Source organism: Bradyrhizobium sp. RT6a, from assembly GCF_040547675.1.
In the GTDB taxonomy this organism is placed as follows: domain Bacteria; phylum Pseudomonadota; class Alphaproteobacteria; order Rhizobiales; family Xanthobacteraceae; genus Bradyrhizobium.
Map to the genome: position 1 here is coordinate 370,440 of NZ_JBEPQC010000001.1, position 16,704 is coordinate 387,143.

General features: G+C 64.2%; 16 protein-coding genes. 8 read left to right on the forward strand and 8 right to left on the reverse strand.

The window, feature by feature from the left end:
* Entirely contained in the window at nt 1-1,332 is a 1,332-nt protein-coding gene (locus tag ABIC03_RS01930) for an ABC transporter substrate-binding protein (RefSeq protein ID WP_354055066.1), read from the forward strand.
* A gap of 411 nt (nt 1,333-1,743) precedes the next feature.
* Entirely contained in the window at nt 1,744-2,895 is a 1,152-nt protein-coding gene (gene rnd, locus ABIC03_RS01935) for a ribonuclease D (RefSeq protein WP_007591909.1), read from the forward strand.
* Nucleotides 2,896-3,079: 184 nt separating this feature from the next.
* Here rnd and ABIC03_RS01940 read toward each other — a convergent pair whose 3' ends face one another.
* The 5 genes from ABIC03_RS01940 to ABIC03_RS01960 form a co-directional block, all read right to left on the reverse strand.
* Complete coding sequence (locus ABIC03_RS01940) at nt 3,080-4,462, reverse strand: aspartate aminotransferase family protein (RefSeq protein WP_275167172.1); 1,383 nt, start codon at nt 4,460-4,462, stop codon at nt 3,080-3,082.
* Nucleotides 4,463-4,620: 158 nt separating this feature from the next.
* Nucleotides 4,621-4,791 carry a hypothetical protein gene (locus tag ABIC03_RS01945; protein WP_354055069.1) on the reverse strand — a complete coding sequence of 57 codons (171 nt, stop codon included), beginning with the start codon at nt 4,789-4,791 and terminating at the stop codon, nt 4,621-4,623.
* Nucleotides 4,792-4,821: 30 nt separating this feature from the next.
* Nucleotides 4,822-5,385: an isochorismatase family protein gene (locus tag ABIC03_RS01950; RefSeq protein ID WP_354055071.1), complete on the reverse strand. Its 564-nt coding sequence runs from the start codon at nt 5,383-5,385 to the stop codon at nt 4,822-4,824.
* A 25-nt stretch (nt 5,386-5,410) separates the two neighbouring features.
* Nucleotides 5,411-6,031 (reverse strand): GNAT family N-acetyltransferase, encoded by a 621-nt coding sequence (locus ABIC03_RS01955; RefSeq protein ID WP_354055073.1) that lies wholly within the window; start codon nt 6,029-6,031, stop codon nt 5,411-5,413.
* Nucleotides 6,018-6,635 carry a hypothetical protein gene (locus tag ABIC03_RS01960; RefSeq protein ID WP_354055075.1) on the reverse strand — a complete coding sequence of 206 codons (618 nt, stop codon included), beginning with the start codon at nt 6,633-6,635 and terminating at the stop codon, nt 6,018-6,020. Before ABIC03_RS01960 ends, ABIC03_RS01955 begins: the two co-directional genes overlap by 14 nt.
* 71 nt (nt 6,636-6,706) lie before the next feature.
* Between ABIC03_RS01960 and ABIC03_RS01965 the strand changes: the two genes are divergently transcribed.
* On the forward strand, nt 6,707-7,747 hold the full coding sequence (locus tag ABIC03_RS01965; protein WP_354055077.1) for a LysR family transcriptional regulator: 1,041 nt from the start codon (nt 6,707-6,709) through the stop codon (nt 7,745-7,747).
* Nucleotides 7,748-7,826: 79 nt separating this feature from the next.
* Here the strand turns inward: ABIC03_RS01965 and ABIC03_RS01970 are convergent, their stop codons facing one another.
* Nucleotides 7,827-8,969, reverse strand: a complete 1,143-nt coding sequence (locus ABIC03_RS01970) for an autotransporter outer membrane beta-barrel domain-containing protein (RefSeq protein ID WP_354055079.1) — start codon at nt 8,967-8,969, stop codon at nt 7,827-7,829.
* A 378-nt stretch (nt 8,970-9,347) separates the two neighbouring features.
* On the opposite strand from ABIC03_RS01970, the gene ABIC03_RS01975 reads away from it, so the two are divergent.
* Nucleotides 9,348-9,554, forward strand: a complete 207-nt coding sequence (locus ABIC03_RS01975; RefSeq protein ID WP_007591938.1) for a cold-shock protein — start codon at nt 9,348-9,350, stop codon at nt 9,552-9,554.
* A gap of 96 nt (nt 9,555-9,650) precedes the next feature.
* Here the strand turns inward: ABIC03_RS01975 and purN are convergent, their stop codons facing one another.
* Both purN and purM read right to left on the reverse strand, forming a co-directional pair.
* The gene (gene purN / locus ABIC03_RS01980; protein WP_354055082.1) at nt 9,651-10,304 is read right to left on the reverse strand and encodes a phosphoribosylglycinamide formyltransferase; all 654 of its coding nucleotides are present in this window, start codon (nt 10,302-10,304) and stop codon (nt 9,651-9,653) included.
* Between the two features lie 14 nt (nt 10,305-10,318).
* A complete protein-coding gene (gene purM, locus ABIC03_RS01985; RefSeq protein WP_275167180.1) occupies nt 10,319-11,392 on the reverse strand; it encodes a phosphoribosylformylglycinamidine cyclo-ligase in 1,074 nt (357 codons plus the stop codon).
* Between the two features lie 155 nt (nt 11,393-11,547).
* Between purM and ABIC03_RS01990 the strand changes: the two genes are divergently transcribed.
* The 4 genes from ABIC03_RS01990 (at nt 11,548) to ppx (ending at nt 16,699) form a co-directional block, all read left to right on the forward strand.
* Entirely contained in the window at nt 11,548-12,090 is a 543-nt protein-coding gene (locus ABIC03_RS01990) for a CDP-alcohol phosphatidyltransferase family protein (protein WP_027569696.1), read from the forward strand.
* 93 nt (nt 12,091-12,183) lie between these two features.
* A complete protein-coding gene (locus tag ABIC03_RS01995) occupies nt 12,184-12,861 on the forward strand; it encodes a P-loop NTPase family protein (RefSeq protein ID WP_354055085.1) in 678 nt (225 codons plus the stop codon).
* 127 nt (nt 12,862-12,988) lie between these two features.
* The gene (locus ABIC03_RS02000) at nt 12,989-15,181 is read left to right on the forward strand and encodes an RNA degradosome polyphosphate kinase (protein WP_007609387.1); all 2,193 of its coding nucleotides are present in this window, start codon (nt 12,989-12,991) and stop codon (nt 15,179-15,181) included.
* Nucleotides 15,182-15,196: 15 nt separating this feature from the next.
* Nucleotides 15,197-16,699, forward strand: coding sequence for an exopolyphosphatase (gene ppx, locus ABIC03_RS02005; protein ID WP_275167183.1), 1,503 nt, complete (start codon nt 15,197-15,199; stop codon nt 16,697-16,699).
* Nucleotides 16,700-16,704 lie beyond the last annotated feature (5 nt).

Below are 16,704 nucleotides of genomic sequence, written 5' to 3' on the forward strand. Positions count from 1 at the left end.
ATGCTGTTTTCCCGCAGGCTTATGCTTCGCCTTGCCATCGCAGGCACTTTGGCAAGCGCCCTCACCTTCCCGGCGCTGGCCGAAGGCCCGACCGAGATAGACCTGTTCTTTCCCGTTCCCGTCGACGGCAAGCTCGCCCGCGACATGGGCACCCTGATCAAAGAGTTCAACGAGACCCATCCCGCGATCAAGGCGACCGCCGTCTACACCGGCTCTTATGACGACACGCTGATCAAGACGCGCGCCTCGATCAAGGCCGGCAAGCCGCCGGCCGCCGTGATCATGTCGGCCAACTTCCTGCTCGATATGCAGATCGAGGACGAGCTCACCAAGCTCGATCCCTTGATCGCCTCCGACGGCACCACCAAGGAGCAGTTTCTGGGCCAGTTCTTTCCGGCGCTGCAGGGCAACGCGGTGATCAACCGCTCGGTCTACGGCGTGCCGTTCCATAATTCGACGCCGCTGCTCTACATCAACGCCGACAAGGCGAAGGAAGCGGGCCTCGATCCGAGCAGGCCGCCGCAGACCTGGGCCGAGCTCACCGACTGGGCCAAGAAGCTCACCAAGCGCGAGGGGGACAAGGTGACCCAATGGGGCATCGCGATCCCCTGCGCCTACGACTATTGCGGCTGGATGATGGAAACCCTCACCATGACCAATGGCGGGCGCTACTACAACGAGGAGTTCGGCGGCGAGGTCTATTACGACACGCCCTCGATGCTGGGCGCGCTGACCTGGTGGAACGACCTCGTCACCAAGCACAAGGTTCATCCTCCCGGCGCAACGCCCGGCCCTGCCGTCAGCACCTCCTTCATCTCCGGCAACGCCGCGATGATGATGCTCTCGACGGGCTCGCTCACCTATGTGCGCGACAACGCCAAGTTCGCCTACAAGGTCGCCTTCATCCCACGCAACGTCCGCAACGCCGTGCCGATCGGCGGCGCCTCGCTGATCGTCCCCGCCGGCCAGGGAGCCGACAAGCAGAAGGCCGCCTGGACGTTGATCAAGTGGATGACCTCGCCGGAAAAGAGCGGCTGGTGGAGCCGCGCCACCGGCTATTTCGCTCCCAACATGGCCGCCTACAAGACGCCTGACATGGTCGAATTCCTGAACAAGAACCCGGACGCCAAGACCGCCGTCGAGCAGCTCGACGTCGCAAAGCCGTGGTTCGCGACCTACAAGACCGTGCCGGTGCGCAAGACGCTGGAGGACGAGGTCATGCTGGTTCTCAACGGCAAGAAGCAGCCGAAGGAGGCCCTCGTCGCCGCCCAGAAGGCCGCGGACGAGACGCTGAAGCCGTACAATGCGGAGACATCGCTGAAGCTGCCGTAAGGCCGGCGACATCGGCAAGACAAGCCTCGGCGCTCCGTCATGCGGGGCGCCGAATTCGTTGGACGGCCGCCCCCGTTAACCCCGCGTTCACCATCCGGCCCACCCCGGGCGCCGGTAACCACGAGAATTAACAAACCCTCAATTCGCCCCAGACAAGTTTAGCGATGTTTCTGAGGGGTTTTGCCGTGGATCTGTTGGTTTTCGAGTTCCTGGGGCTGGCACTGGTCGCCATGTGCGTGGTCGTGGTGGCGCTGCCTTGTGCGCGCAAACCCTCCCGGCGGGTCCGCTACGAATAGGATATTCGTCGGAAAATGCGATTCCGGCCCAAATGCAAGGCTCGAATTCGCTTCGAGCCCCTTGACATCACAGCGCTTTCGGCAGAACGGCTGATGGACTTGTCATGGGCCGTTCATGGATTTAATTACCACCACCGCTGACCTTGCGGCTGCCTGCAGCCGGCTGGCCAAGCACCCCGTCATTACCGTCGATACCGAGTTCCTTCGCGAGACCACCTATTACCCGCTGCTGTGCGTGGTGCAGATGGCCAGCGCCGAGGAAGCGATCGTCATCGACACCCTGGCCGCGGGCATCGACCTCAAGCCGTTCTTCGAGCTGATGGCCAATGAGGCCGTGCTGAAGGTGTTCCACGCTGCCCGGCAGGACATCGAGATCATCTGGCATCAGGCGGGCATCATCCCGCACCCGGTGTTCGATACCCAGGTCGCGGCCATGGTGCTCGGCTACGGCGACAGCATCGCCTACGACGCGCTGGTCGAGAAGGTCACCGGACACCGTCCGGACAAGACCCACCGCTTCACCGACTGGTCGCGCCGGCCGCTGACCAAGGAACAGATGCATTATGCGGTGTCCGACGTCACGCATCTGCGCGACGTGTTCGCCGCGCTCGATGCCGACCTCAAGAAGCGCCGCCGCAGCGAATGGGTCTCGATCGAGATGGAGGTCCTGACCTCGCCCAAGACATACGATTTCCACCCCGAGCGCGCCTGGGAACGGCTCAAGACGCGGGTGCGCAAGCCCAAGGACCTCGCGGTCCTGATGGAGGTCGCCGCCTGGCGCGAGCAGGAGGCGCAGAGCCGCGACGTGCCGCGCGGCCGCGTGCTGCGCGACGAGGCCGTCAGCGACATCGCGACCCACGCGCCGAATACGATCGAGAAGCTCGCAAACCTGCGCTCCGTGCCGAAGGGTTTTGAGAAATCCAAATGGGGCGCCGACATCGTCGCCGCCGTCGAGCGCGGGCTGGCGCGGGATCACGCCACGCTGCCGAAACTGGAAAAGCCGCGCAACAACAACAATGGCGCCGCGATCGTCGAGCTGTTGAAGGTGCTGCTGCGCATGACCGCGGAGCGCCATGCGGTCGCCAGCAAGGTGATTGCGACCGTCGACGATCTCGAGGAGATCGCGGCCGACGACGAGGCCGACGTGCCGGCGCTACGCGGCTGGCGCCGCGAGCTGTTCGGCGAGGCCGCACTGAAACTGAAGCGCGGCGAGCTGGCGCTGGCGGTCGAGAAAGGCCGCGTGATCGGGGTTCAGCGGGCGGAATAGGCCCGATGCCTCCTTGTCGTCCCGGCGAAGGCCGGGACCCATACCGCGGAATCTATCGTGGCGGGCGGTGGCTGTACCGAACGACCGATCTTCGCCAAATCACTCCCTGTGGTGATGGGTCCTGGCTTTCGCCAGGACGACACGGAGAGTGCGGCGGATCGCTCCGCCTGCACTGACGTTTCCCTTACGCCGGCGTCAGCTTCGCCACTTCGCCCTTCATGTCATCCAGCACGCCTGATATCGCCGTAACCAGCTCGTCGATCTGGGCCTTGGTGACGATCAGCGGCGGGCAGATGGCGATGGCGTCGAGCATGTTGCGCGAGATCACGCCGCGCTCCTGCAGCATGCGGCTGGCCATGCCGCCGACGGCGCCCGGCGTTGTCGCTGCGGTCTTGCGCGCCTTGTCGAGTACCAATTCGATCGCAGCGATCATCCCGACGCCTCGGACCTCGCCGACCAGCGGATGGCTGGTGAGTTCACGCAGCTTGCCTTGCATGTAGCCACCGAGTTCGGCGGCGTGCGCAACCAGGCCCCGCTCCTCGATGATCTTCAAATTCTCCAGCGCAATCGCCGAGCCCACCGGATGGCCGCCCGCGGTGAAACCATGGCCGAGCACGCCGATCTTGTTGCTCTCATCGGCGATCGGTTCGAACATGCGATCGTTCATCATGATGGCCGACAGCGGGAAATAGCTCGAGGTGATCTGCTTGGAGACCACGATCGCGTCGGGCTTGATGCCGTAGGTTTCGCAGCCGAACATCTTGCCGGTGCGGCCGAAGCCGCAGATGACCTCGTCGGCGACCAACAGGATGTCGTACTTGTTCAAAACCTTCTGGATCTTGTCCCAATAGGTTGCCGGCGGCACGATGACGCCGCCCGCGCCCATCACCGGCTCGCCGAAGAACGCCGCGATCGTGTCGGGGCCTTCCTTTTGGATCAGCGCATCGAGCTCCTCGGCTCGCCGCGTCGCGAAGGCTTCCTCGCTCTCGCCGGGCGCGCCGTCCTTGTAGAAATGCGGCGAGCCCGTGTGCAGGATGTTCGGGAGCGGCAAGTCGAAAGAGCGGTGGTTGTTCGGCAGGCCGGTGAGGCTGGCGGACGCAATGGTGACGCCGTGATAGGCGCGCATCCGGCTGATCACCTTCTTGCGCTGTGGTTGGCCGAGCGCATTGGAGCGATAGGCAATCAACTTCAGAACGGTGTCGTTGGCCTCCGAGCCCGAGTTGGTGAAGAACACCTTGCTCATCGCAACCGGCGCGAGCGCGACCAGCTTCTCGGCGAGATCGATCGAGGGCCCGTGCGATTTGGCGGAAAAGGTGTGATAGAACGGCAGCGCCTGCATCTGCTTGTGCGCAGCCTCGACCAGCCGCTTCTCGTTGAAGCCGAGCCCGACGCTCCACAGGCCTGCCATCGCCTCGAAATAGCGCTTGCCCGAGGCGTCGAACACGTAAGGGCCCTCGCCGCGTTCGATCACGAGGGGACCGGCCTGCTGATGGGCGCGCGCGTTGGTATAGGGATGGAGCTGATAGGCCACATCCCGGGCCTCTTGCGAATTGGGTAGCATGGACATTTGCAGGCATCCTTGAAAGCGTCACGTCGCCGGCGCGGCCGGCGTCATCACTCGATGATCCAGCTCCTTGGCTATTGCCACCGCGCAAAACTTGCAACGTCAATCCGTGGGCGGCAAGCGCTCAGCAGCGTTGCACAAAGCCGCACATCGGGAAGCCGTCACGCCGCGCCGTCGTCATTCCCCTCGTTATCGGCGGCAGCGGCCTCCCGCACCTCCACCAGTGCCATCGAGAGCAGATACACCGTCGTGGGCAGACCAAGACGGCGCGCCGCCTCGGCGGCATGCGACAAGTCGCTTGCCAGCTCCTTAAGCTGATCTCCCCGTGACAATGTCCCACTCCATCCGTCGATCGCGGCCGCCTACACCGCAACGGCGCCGCTGGTTCTGATCAGTTCGGCGCTGGACTGGATTGTAGCAAAATTCCCGATCACATTCACTACCGCCTGCTTGTAGGCGGCGGCATCGCCTGTCCCCGGCTGCCGGCAGGCCACCGCGTCGGCCACTATCTGGTAGCGATGGCTGCGGTGAAACCCGTCGATAGCGGTGGCCAGAATGGTTTCATCCAGGGAAAAGCCCGCGAGCACGCAACGGACATTGCGGATATTGGACATATAGTCCACAAACCGCGACGAGCTGTAGGCCGACGGCAGCGGGTGCTCGAACGTCATTTCTCCCGGCCGCGGCTTCGCCTCCGCGATCCAATCGGTCAGCCTGGATGCCGGATTAAACCAGGCCGCCTGCGCGATGCGCTTCAGATGCATCACCGGCCAGAGATTGACGCGCCACAGCGTCAGCATTTCCACGCAGCGCGCCGTGGCGTCATCGCCGTCGAGGATGACGTGGCGACGTCCTGGGGTCAGGTATTCGACCTGGAGATCCGCGCAGACCAGGATCGGCGGATCGTCGGTGATGGAAACCAGCATGGTTTTGCGCGCAGCTGCACCAGTTTCAACGGCCGGCGGGCGCGACGTCCCGCAGCGGCGACGTCACGGCCCGTCCTGCCGAGGCGTCGAGCACGCCCGGCCGGTCCCAATCGCCTTCGGGGCGGATGATCACGTATGGATCGCTGTCCAGGGTAATGGCATCTGGGCCCGGCTCGATCTCCAGCAGCATTTCCGTATAGGAGAAGTCGGAGAAAGTGATCTTGCGATTGTGGCCGAGCGGCTTGGCGCCGAAATGGGCCCAGAAATCGACCAGACGGTCCTGCGCCTGGCCGTAGATCTTGCGAAAGCCCTTGCGCTTCACATAGTCGACGCTCGCCTGTACCAGCTTGAACGAGACGCGCGAGCGCCGATATTGGTGCCGCACCGCAAGCCGTTCCACCTTGGCGAAATCGCCGAAGAACCGCACCCGCAGACAGCCCGCAGGCTCGTTGCCGACATAGCCGATGAAATGCGCGGCGACCATGTCGTTGCCGTCGAACTCCTCATCGAACGGGCAATCCTGCTCGGCGAGATAGACGGCTGAGCGGATCGAGGTGACCAGCATGAGATCGCTGAGATCGCGTGCGAGGCGAACGGTGATGGCGCGGGAATCGGGCTTCGCGAGAGGAATCCTAGTACCGTGCATCTGCAAAACTCCTTGCTTGAATGATCGCGCCGGGCATGCGCATCGGCTGCCGATGCCAAGGCCGCTCGTAGCACCACAGATCGGGTTGGAAGCTTGGAACAGGCTCGAAGCCTGTCGCCTTCATGATGTCGCGTCCGGCCACGGTTGACGGCTGCGCATAGCAATCCGAGTTGCGAAACCTTAGCTGTCTCAGATGAGCCGCGGCTTTGCCGAGACCGGCGACGCCGCGCCCCGTCGCCGCGATCGCCCAGATGTAGATGGCGGAAACGTCCTCGTTCGCGGACGCGAGATGGCGCGTCTCCGGCGCGGTGAGGCAGATCTCGTCGAGCAGCAGCGCATCATGCCCGCGATCGTTGAGAAACAGGAAAGCCATTCCGCCGACGAGGTTGCCCTTCCGGCTGAAAGTCAGGATGCTATCAGGATCGAAGGCGAAATATTTTGCAAGCTCAGCCGCCCCGATCCGAACGCCCGGCACCAGCCGGTTCGCCAACTGCGAAAGCGCGGCTATTTCGGAAAATTGGGCGCGACGGACGTCGACATCCGGACTGAGCGGCAGCGCGTCGAAATCATGCCTTGCGGCAAACGAGCCCCTTTCCATACCCATGTCACCCCTCTATCGTTCGCGGCTTTCGTGCCCCGCTATAACAAAGAGCTTAGCGGCTGGGGATCAGGCGTATGCAGCAGTTATTGCACCGGGGTGCTGCGATGATGCAGCACCGTGAAGAAGCCCTGGACATGTCCTGGGACGATTTGAAACTGTTTTTAGCTTGCGCAAAATATAAAAGTTTCCGCAACGCCGCCGAAGAGCTCGGGCTCACCTCCACCACCCTGATGCGCAGGATCGACCGGCTCGAAGAGAGCATCGATTGCAAGCTGTTCCTGCGCGACCAGAGCGGGCTCACGCTCAGCGACGAAGGCAGCGCGATGATCGCCGACGTCGCGCACATGGAGCGTCATGCCTTCAACGTGTTCCGGCGTGCCTCGCGGTCGTCCAATGACATGTCAGGCACCGTACGCGTCGCGGTGACGGAAGGCCCCGGCAATTTCTGGATCCTGCCGCGAATGATCGACTTCCAGAAGACCTATCGCAAGATCACCGTCGACCTGCGCTGCGCGATGGAACAGGCCGATGTCGCGCGGCTCGAATCCGATATCGCGATCCAGCTCGAGCCACCCACCAATCCCGATCTGATCGTCGCCAAGCTCGGTCGGCTGCACATCTATCCGTTCGTCTCCAAGGAGTACGAAAACCTCTACGGCGTGCCCGCGAGCCTGGCCGAGCTGAAGAACCACCGCATCATCAAGCAGAGCGCCCCGCAGGTCGACGACGGCGCTTATGCCCGCGTACTCGGACTTAAGTCGCTCGAGGGCATCGTCGGGATCAAGACCAATTCCTCGGTCGGCGTGCTCTACGCAGTGGAGCGCGGCGCCGGCATCGGATTCCTGCCGACGGTCTCGATCGCGCTCGGCGCCCCGCTCGTTGCCGTCGATCTCGGCGTCAGCCACCATGCCGATCTCTGGCTCACCTATCACAAGGAGTTCCGCACCTCCGAGCGCCACAAGATCGTGGTCGACTGGCTGAAGAAGATCTTCGATCCCAAGACGCATCCCTGTTTCCGCGACGAGTTCATCCACCCGAACGCGCTGGCGCCGATGATGACGGCCGCGCGCGAGGGCTTTGGATTGACGGGATATGTCGCGGCAATGCCGACGTAAAGCTTGAGCGTGATCTTTTCGGAAAACCGCTTCGCGGTTTTCCGGATCCTGCTCTGGGCGGACGTGGGCAGGCTTCGCCTCACCAACGATATTCGAAACCGACCGTGCCCTGATGCGACATCAGTTCGTTGCGGAACTTGCCGTCGTAATTGACGTAGAGCCGCGCCGTGTTGGTCAGGCTGAGCGAGGCCGAGGCGCCGGCATCCATGCCGTAGCGGCTCTCGCCGATGCCGGGCACGACGATGCTCTGGGTCCCGAGGCTGACCTGCACCGATCCCAGGTCCTGATGGAAATTGTCGACGAACTTGCCATAGGCGGACAGGTCCAGGATCTTCTGGTCGAAGATGAAGTAGCGCCCGATCTCCGCTCCGATCATGACACGCGCGCGCGAGAGCGCCGTCGAGCCGACATTGAGTGGATCGAGGCCGCCAACCTCCTGGAATGCGACGCTGGTGGCGCGGACATATTCCAGTGCGCCCTTGGGCACGATGCGCATCTGGTCCTTGGTCCAGTAATAGCTGATCTCGGTCAGCGCGCCGTCAACTGCGGCGCGATAACCCGCGGTCGCCAGTCCCAGGCCGGTGTCCCGGCTGGAGCGGACCTTGCCGAAGCCGTGCACCACCGCGAACGCCCAGGTCCAGGGACCCTTGTCGACCGAGCCGCTGAAGCCGAGTTGCGTCAGGTCCAGCGTCGCGGACTGAAGTGCGAGCGGCACGTTGATGTCGGTGTGGCTCTGGTCGACGGAGAAGCCGAGATTGACACCCGGCGCGAGCCGCGCGCCAAGACCTGCGACACCGCCAAACGTCTTCCGCTTGTCGCCGACAAAGTCTCCTTGCGCATCCGTCCGAACCGTGATGCCGTAACCCTCGAACCAGGTGCGGTAGCGCGGGTCTTCCGTGCTCGCCGACGCGCCGCCGCCGCCGGGATTGGTCCGGAACGCCCGGTTGACGCCGCCAGATGCCTGGTTTCCGAGCCGCTCCAGGAAATTCGAGCCGAGATTGAGCGAGCTGTTGCCGGCCGACTGGTCGTAATTGGTCGCGGTCGGCATCGGCGTCGGTGACGGCGTGGGTGTCGGGGTTGGCGTGGGCGTCGGGCTTTGCGCAAAGCCTGATGTCGTCGACAGCACCATGATGAGCGCAAACGCCACGGCAGCCGCGATCCGGCGGACGCGGTTCAGCCTGATCGCCTGCCGTGTCTCTGAGGGCTGCGACGTGCAGCACATGGCGACAAATCCCGAAGCAAAGGGCGGCGCGCAAAAATGCAACAGGAGCGGCGCACGCGTGCCGCGATTTGTGCCGAACTGTTACTGAGGGTCAACCGGCTGGCGCGTCAAGGCAAAGGCATTGCTTTCGATTGTGGTTCCGCGGCCACAGGTCGCAAATTGCGGACGGGCAGTCCGGTCGGGCTCTTGAAATTCGCGCGCGGCTTGCTAACGGGCGATTTTCATGTTGCAATATCGGACACAATCGGAATTGGCCGCTCGACTGTGCGTTTCGCGACATTGAGACTCAAGACTCGAACAGACTACCGGATGCCCGTTTGTGGCGTGGCACGCGAAAAGCGGCCGCGTCGTTTTTGTATCTAGCGGAGGAGACTGAGGATGCCGCAAAAGGGCACCGTCAAATGGTTCAACCCGACCAAGGGCTATGGGTTCATCAAGCCAAACGGCAGTGACAAGGACGTCTTCGTCCATATCTCCGCCGTCGAGCGCGCCGGACTCTCGACCCTCAATGAAAATCAGGTGGTTGAATACGACCTCGTGGAGAACCGCGGCAAAGCATCCGCGGAGAACCTCAAGGTCTCCTGATTTCTCTCGCGGTCTGCGCAAGAGATCATGACGTTGCCCCCGGCTCTGCCGGGGGTTTTTGTTTGGGATGAGACGTATTCCGAGTGCGATGGCGCTTCACCGCACCAACGGCGCTATCAGAAAATTCTCCGACGGCCCGCCGCCCGCGGTCTTGCAGACATCGCCCTCGATCTGGACCTTGCCGGTCGCGAGCAGGCTCAGTGCTGCGGGATAGATGCGGTGCTCGACTTCGAGGATGCGCTCCGACAGCGTGTCCGCCGTGTCGTGGTCGTTGACGGGAACCGCGCCCTGCATCACGATTGGGCCGGCGTCGGTCTCGGGGATCACGAAGTGCACCGTCGCGCCGGAGAGCTTGACGCCGGCGCGCAACGCCTGGCCGTGTGGGTCGAGACCGGGGAACGACGGCAGCAGCGAGGGATGGATGTTGAGCATCCGCCCGTACCAGGCCCTGGTGAACTCGGCCGTGAACAGCCGCATGAAGCCGCCGAGGCAGATCAGCTCGATACCGTGCTGATCGAGCGCTGCTTGCAGCACCTTCTCGAAGCCGGCGCGGTCCTTGCCGAATGGCTTGCTTTCGATCACCAGTGTCTTCACGCCGCTCGCTTTGGCCCTTTCCAGCCCCAGTGCGTCGGCCTTGTTCGAGATGACGAGCGAAATCTCCGCCGGAAAATCCGGCGCGGTCGCGCCCTTGATCAGCGCAGCCATGTTGGAGCCGCGGCCGGAAATCAGGATGGCGACGCGGCGTTTCATCACAGCGCCGGCCATTACAGCGCCAAATCGAGATGGCCGTTATAGACGACGCGGTGCTCGCCCTCGGCCGGGATCACGGTACCGAGCTGGGCCACGGTCTCACCGGCATCGGCGAAGACCTCCACGACCTCGTCGACCTTGTCCGGTTCGACGATCGCGATCATGCCGATCCCGCAATTGAAGGTCCGCAGCATTTCGAGTTCGGCGATGCCGGCCTGCGCGGCCAGCCATTTGAACACCGGCAGCACTGGCAGACGCGCCAGATCGATACCCACGCCGAGATGCTTCGGCAGCACGCGCGGAATGTTGTCGGTGAAGCCGCCGCCGGTGATATGGGCAAGCCCCTTCACCGCGCCGGTCTCGCGGATCGCGCGCAGGCAGGATTTGACGTAGAGCCGCGTCGGCGTCAGCAGCGCGCCGCCGAGCGTCATGACGGGCGCAAACGGCGCCTGCGCTCCGAAGCCGAGGCCCGATTGTTCCACGATCTTGCGCACCAGCGAGAAACCGTTGGAGTGCACCCCCGACGAAGCCAGCCCGATCACGGCATCGCCGGCGGTGATGTCCTTGCGCGGCAAGAGCGTGCCCCGCTCCGCGGCACCGACGGCAAAGCCGCCGAGGTCGTAGTCGCCGTCCTTGTAGAGGCCGGGCATCTCGGCCGTCTCGCCGCCGATCAGGGCGCAACCGGATTCGCGGCAGCCTTCGGCGACACCGGCGACGATCGACGCGGTCGCCTCCGGATCGAGCTTGCCGCAGGCAAAATAGTCCAGGAAGAACAGCGGCTCGGCGCCCTGCACCACGAGGTCGTTGACACTCATGGCGACGAGGTCGATGCCGATCCCGCCATGCAGGCCGGTCTCGATCGCGATCTTGACCTTGGTGCCGACGCCATCGGTCGCGGCCACCAGGATGGGGTCCTTGAAGCCGGCGGCCTTGAGGTCAAACAGGCCGCCAAAACCGCCGATTTCGGCGTCGGCGCCAGCACGCGCGGTGGCGCGCACCATCGGTTTGATCAGGTCGACCAGGCGGTTGCCCGCGTCGATATCGACGCCTGAATCGGCGTAAGTGAGGCCGTTTTTGCGGTCGGTCATGCCCGATTTCCAGTGGGTTTGCGGCTGGTTACGTCGAATTCCGGGGACACGCAATGGCTCGCATGGCGCGCCTCCGTATACTATGTAGAGATATCAACCGGTTCAGCCTCCAAAGGGCCGAATTCGAGGTCAGGCCGGGTGCCGGGAAGCGCCGTGTGAGTATACCGAACATCATCACTCTGGGCCGCATCATGCTGGTCCCGATCATCGTCTGGGCCATCGTGTCGAGCCAAATGGAGGTGGCGTTCGCCGTCTTCCTGATCGCCGGTATCAGCGACGCGGTCGACGGCTTCCTTGCCAAGCGCTTCAACATGACGAGCGAGCTCGGCGCCCTGCTCGACCCGCTCGCCGACAAGGCGCTGCTGGTCTCGATCTACATGGCCTTGGGCATCTGGGGCGCGATTCCGCGCTGGATCGTCATCCTGGTGGTCTCGCGCGATATCATGATCGTCGCTGCCGTGATCATATCTTGGCTGTTCGACCGCCCTGTGGAGATGAAGCCCTCGAAGGTATCCAAGCTCAACACTGTGGCCCAGGTGGCGTTCGCGGCGCTGGTGCTGGCCGCCCTCGCCTTCGGCTTCAAAGCCGGTCCTTATGATATCATCCTGATGGGCCTCGTCACGGTCTTCACGCTTTCCTCCGTATCGCTCTATCTCGTCGAGTGGTTGCGGCACATGAGCACGATCGAGGCCAAATGAGTTGGGAAGCGGCCCCGCAAAGGACCAACTCCCGCTCGATTAAGTCGCATCTCTTGAAACGAAGCCGGCCCGCCGGCACGGAGCAAAGCAAGCGTGCCAGGCCGCGTTCATCCCCGACAATTGGCGTTTTCGCTTCCGCATGCGGAGAGCCTGAGCCGGGACAATTTCCTCGAAGGCCCCGTCAATGCCGCCGGTCTTGCCCTCATCGACGCCTGGCCGGAATGGCCGAACCGGATCATGTGGCTGGCCGGCCCGGAAGGAAGCGGCAAGAGCCATCTCGCCGCGATCTGGGCCGAGGCCTCAGGCGCCCGCTCGACCACGGCCAATGGGCTGACCGCCGAAGCCGTCCCGGCTGCGCTCGCCACCGGCGCGCTGGTGGTCGAGGATCCCAAGGCCGGGGAATTCGACGAGCGCGCCCTGTTCCATCTGATGAATCTGGCCCGCGAGGACGGCGCCTACGTCCTCTTCATCGGACGCGAGGTGCCCGCATCTCTCGAGATCGAGCTCCCCGACCTGCGCTCGCGGCTCCGCGCCGTCCCCGTTATCTCGCTGTTGCCGCCTGACGACCAGCTCTTCCGCGGCCTGATCGTCAAATTCTGCGCCGACCGCCAGCTCGCGGTGGACGAGAGCGTGGTCAGCTACCTCGCCACTCGCCTGGAGCGGTCCTCGGCCGCCGCCCGACGGGCTGTGGACCTGCTGGACAGCGAGGCCCTGCGCCTCGGCCGCCCCGTCACCCGGGCCTTGGCCGCCGAGCTGCTCCGAGATGTCTGACAAGGCGGCTTGACGCGGCCGGACGGCGGAACATCAATGTCATCGAAACGTCATCGCTCTAACACATGCTCCCGCGGGTTTTGCGCGTAAGTCGCAAATTGGGGCGAACTGGATGGATCGACTTCTGATGGACTCTGCGCAAGCTGTTGAAGTTAAAGAAAAAGCCCCGGAAGCCGAGGGCCCGCCTGCGATCGCATCGAACCCCGAGCGGTTCATCAATCGCGAGCTCTCCTGGCTGCACTTCAACCGCCGCGTCCTGGAGGAATCGGTCAATCCCAGCCACCCCATGCTGGAGCGGGTGCGATTCCTGTCGATTTCAGCGAATAACCTCGACGAGTTCTTCATGGTCCGCGTCGCCGGCATCAAGGCCCAGGTGCGCGAGGGCATTGCCGAGCGCAGCCCCGACGGTCTGACGCCATCCGAGCAGCTCGCGCTTATCAACCGGACTGTCTCGCAGCTTGCCTCGGACCAGCAAGCAATCTGGCGCGACCTGCGCGGCACGCTCGCCGACGAGGGCATCGTGCTGGTCGAAGGCAAGGAAGTCACCAAGGCGGAACGAACCTGGGTCGAGGACTACTTCCTCAGCAACGTGTTCCCGCTGCTGACGCCACTCGCGATTGACCCGGCCCACCCCTTCCCGTTCATTCCGAGCCTCGGCTTCACCATCGCACTCCAGCTCACGCGCGCCGCCGACGGCAAGCAGATGAACGCGCTGATCCGCATGCCCGGCAAGATCGACCGCTTCATCCGTCTGCCGGCTGATGGCAAGGTCGTCCGGCTGATCTCGCTGGAGCAGGCCACTGCGCTGTTCATCAACCGCCTGTTCCCCGGCTACAATCTGCACGGCCAGGGCGCCTTCCGTGTCATCCGCGACTCCGAACTCGAAATCGAGGAAGAGGCCGAGGATCTCGTTCGCCTGTTCGAGACTGCGCTGAAGCGCCGCCGCCGCGGCTCGGTGATCCGGCTCGAGATCGACGCCAAGATGCCGGAGCAGCTGCGCAGCTTCGTGCAGCACGCGCTGTCGACCGCCGACGACGAGGTGTTCCTGGTCGACGGCGTGCTCGCCATGAACGAGCTCTCGCAGCTCACCCGCCTCGACCGGCCCGATCTGGAATTCACCCCTTATGTACCGCGCCATCCCGAGCGCGTGCGCGAGCAAGGCGGCGACATCTTCGCCGCGATCCGGCAGAAGGATCTCGTCGTCCATCACCCCTACGAATCCTTCGACGTCGTGGTGCAGTTTCTCCAGCAGGCGACGCGCGACCCCGACGTCGTCGCCATCAAGCAGACGCTCTACCGCACCTCCAGCAACTCGCCGATCGTGCGCGCGCTCGTGGAAGCCGCCGAAGCCGGCAAATCCGTCACCGCGCTGATCGAGCTGAAGGCGCGCTTCGACGAAGAGGCCAACATCCGCTGGGCACGCGACCTCGAACGCGCCGGCGTGCAGGTCGTCTACGGCTTCCTCGAACTGAAGACGCACGCGAAACTCTCGATGGTGGTGCGGCGCGAGGGCGGAAGCCTCACGACCTACGTCCACACCGGCACCGGCAATTATCACCCGGTGACCGCGCGCATCTACACCGACCTCTCCTACTTCACCTCGGATCCGACCATCGGCCGCGACGCCGCGCGCGTGTTCAACTTCATCACCGGCTACGCCGCGCCGAGCGACTTGGAAAAGATGGCGGTCTCGCCGCTGACCTTGCGCAAGCGCATCATCGAGCACATCCAGGGCGAGACCGCGCATGCGCGGCACGGCCGGCCCGGTGCAGTCTGGATGAAGATGAACGCGCTGGTCGACCCCGACATCATCGACGCGCTCTACGAGGCCTCACAGGCCGGCGTGCAGGTCGAGCTCGTGGTGCGCGGTATCTGCTGCCTGCGACCCGGCATTCCCGGATTGTCTGAGAACATTCGCGTCAAGTCGATCATCGGACGCTTCCTCGAACACGGCCGAATCTACTGCTTCGGCATGGGCCAGGGCCTGCCGAGCGCGAAAGCGGCTGTGTATATCTCCTCAGCCGACATGATGCCGCGCAACCTCGACCGCCGCGTCGAGGTGCTGTGTCCGCTGCAAAATCCCACGGTGCATCAGCAGGTTCTCGAACAGATCATGGTCGCCAACCTCAAGGACAACGAGCAGAGCTGGCAATTGTTGCCGGACGGGTCCTCAACGCGTATGAAGACCGCGAAGGGCGAGGAGCCTTTCAACGTCCACAACTACTTCATGACAAATCCGAGTCTGTCTGGCCGTGGTAAGTCGCTCAAGGAATCCTCGCCGCGCCGCCTCACGCGCCGTAATGAACGTCATCAATCCTGATCCGGGATCGTCGACGTGAAGCGGCCGCGCAAGCGCGGCTCGAGCGTCGCGGTCATCGACATCGGCTCCAACTCGGTCCGTCTCGTCGTCTACGAGGGACTGACGCGGAGCCTGATTCCGATCTTCAACGAGAAGACGCTGTGCGGGCTCGGGCGCGAGGTGCAGAGCACGGGCCTGCTCGCGCCTGACGCCGTCGACAAGGCGCTGACCTCGCTCAAGCGCTTCCGTGCGCTGTGTCGGGTCATGCAGGTCGGACGGGTGTTTGCGATTGCGACCGCCGCCTGCCGCGACGCCTCGAACGGCCCCGACTTCATCGCGAAAGCCGAGCGCATCTGCGCGGTGAAGATCGAGATCCTGTCGGGCCCGCGCGAGGCGCGGCTGTCGGCGCTTGGCGTGATCTCCGGCATCCATCATCCCGACGGCATCGTCGGCGACCTCGGCGGCGGCTCGCTCGAACTGATCGACGTGCGCAAAAACACCGTGCGCAGCGGCGTGACGCTGCCACTCGGCGGCCTCGCGCTGCAGGACCTCGCGCATAAATCCCTGAAACGCGCCGACCGCATCGTGCGCGAAGCGCTCGACGGGGTGCCGCAGCTCAAGGCTGGGAGCGGCCGCAGCTTCTACGCGGTCGGCGGCACCTGGCGCGCGCTTGCGCGCATCCACATCATCCAGAGTGGCTATCCGCTCCAGGTGATGCACGGCTATTCGATTTCGGCTGCCGAGGCGCTCGACTTCTCGCGTCGTCTTCGCCGGCTTGCGGCCGCGGGCATGCTCGCCGACATCGAGATCGTCGCCGATGCCCGGCGCCCGCTCCTCACCTATGCCGCACTGGTGCTCGAGCACATCATCCGGGTGGCGAAGCCGAAGACCATCGTGTTCTCGACCTTCGGCGTGCGCGAGGGCCTGCTGCACGAGAAGCTGCCGGACTCCGAACGCAACAAGGACGGACTGATCTGCGCGGCCGAAGAGCTGAACCAGCTGCTGTCGCGTTCGGCAAAGCATGCGCGCGAACTGATCGCCTGGACCGACCGCCTCGCGCGCGTGGTGAAGCTGCGCGAGACCCAGGAGGACCGCCGCCTCCGCCACGCCGCGTGCCTGCTGTCCGACATCGGCTGGCGCGTGCATCCCGACCATCGCGGCGAGCAGACGCTGAGCCTCGTCGTCAACGGCAATTTCGGCGCGATCACCCACACCGAGCGCGCCTTCGTCGGGTTGTCCGTGTTCTATCGCTATGCGGGCCTCAGCGAGGAAAACCAGCCGCCCGTCGCCATGCAGGAGCTGCTGACGCCGGCGCAGCTCGAACGCGCCCGCCTGCTGGGCGCGGCCTTCCGCGTCGCGCATCTAATCTCGGCGGCGCGTCCGGGCGTCTTGCCCGCGACGCATTTCCGCAGCCTGGGCCGCAAGCTGTTGCTGGTGTTCGAGCACCGCCTCGGCGACCTCGTCGCGGATCGCGTCGGCAGCCGCTTCCGCGCGCTCGCCCGGCTGATCAACCGCGCCGGCTCGATCGTCCGGCGGTAGATCGG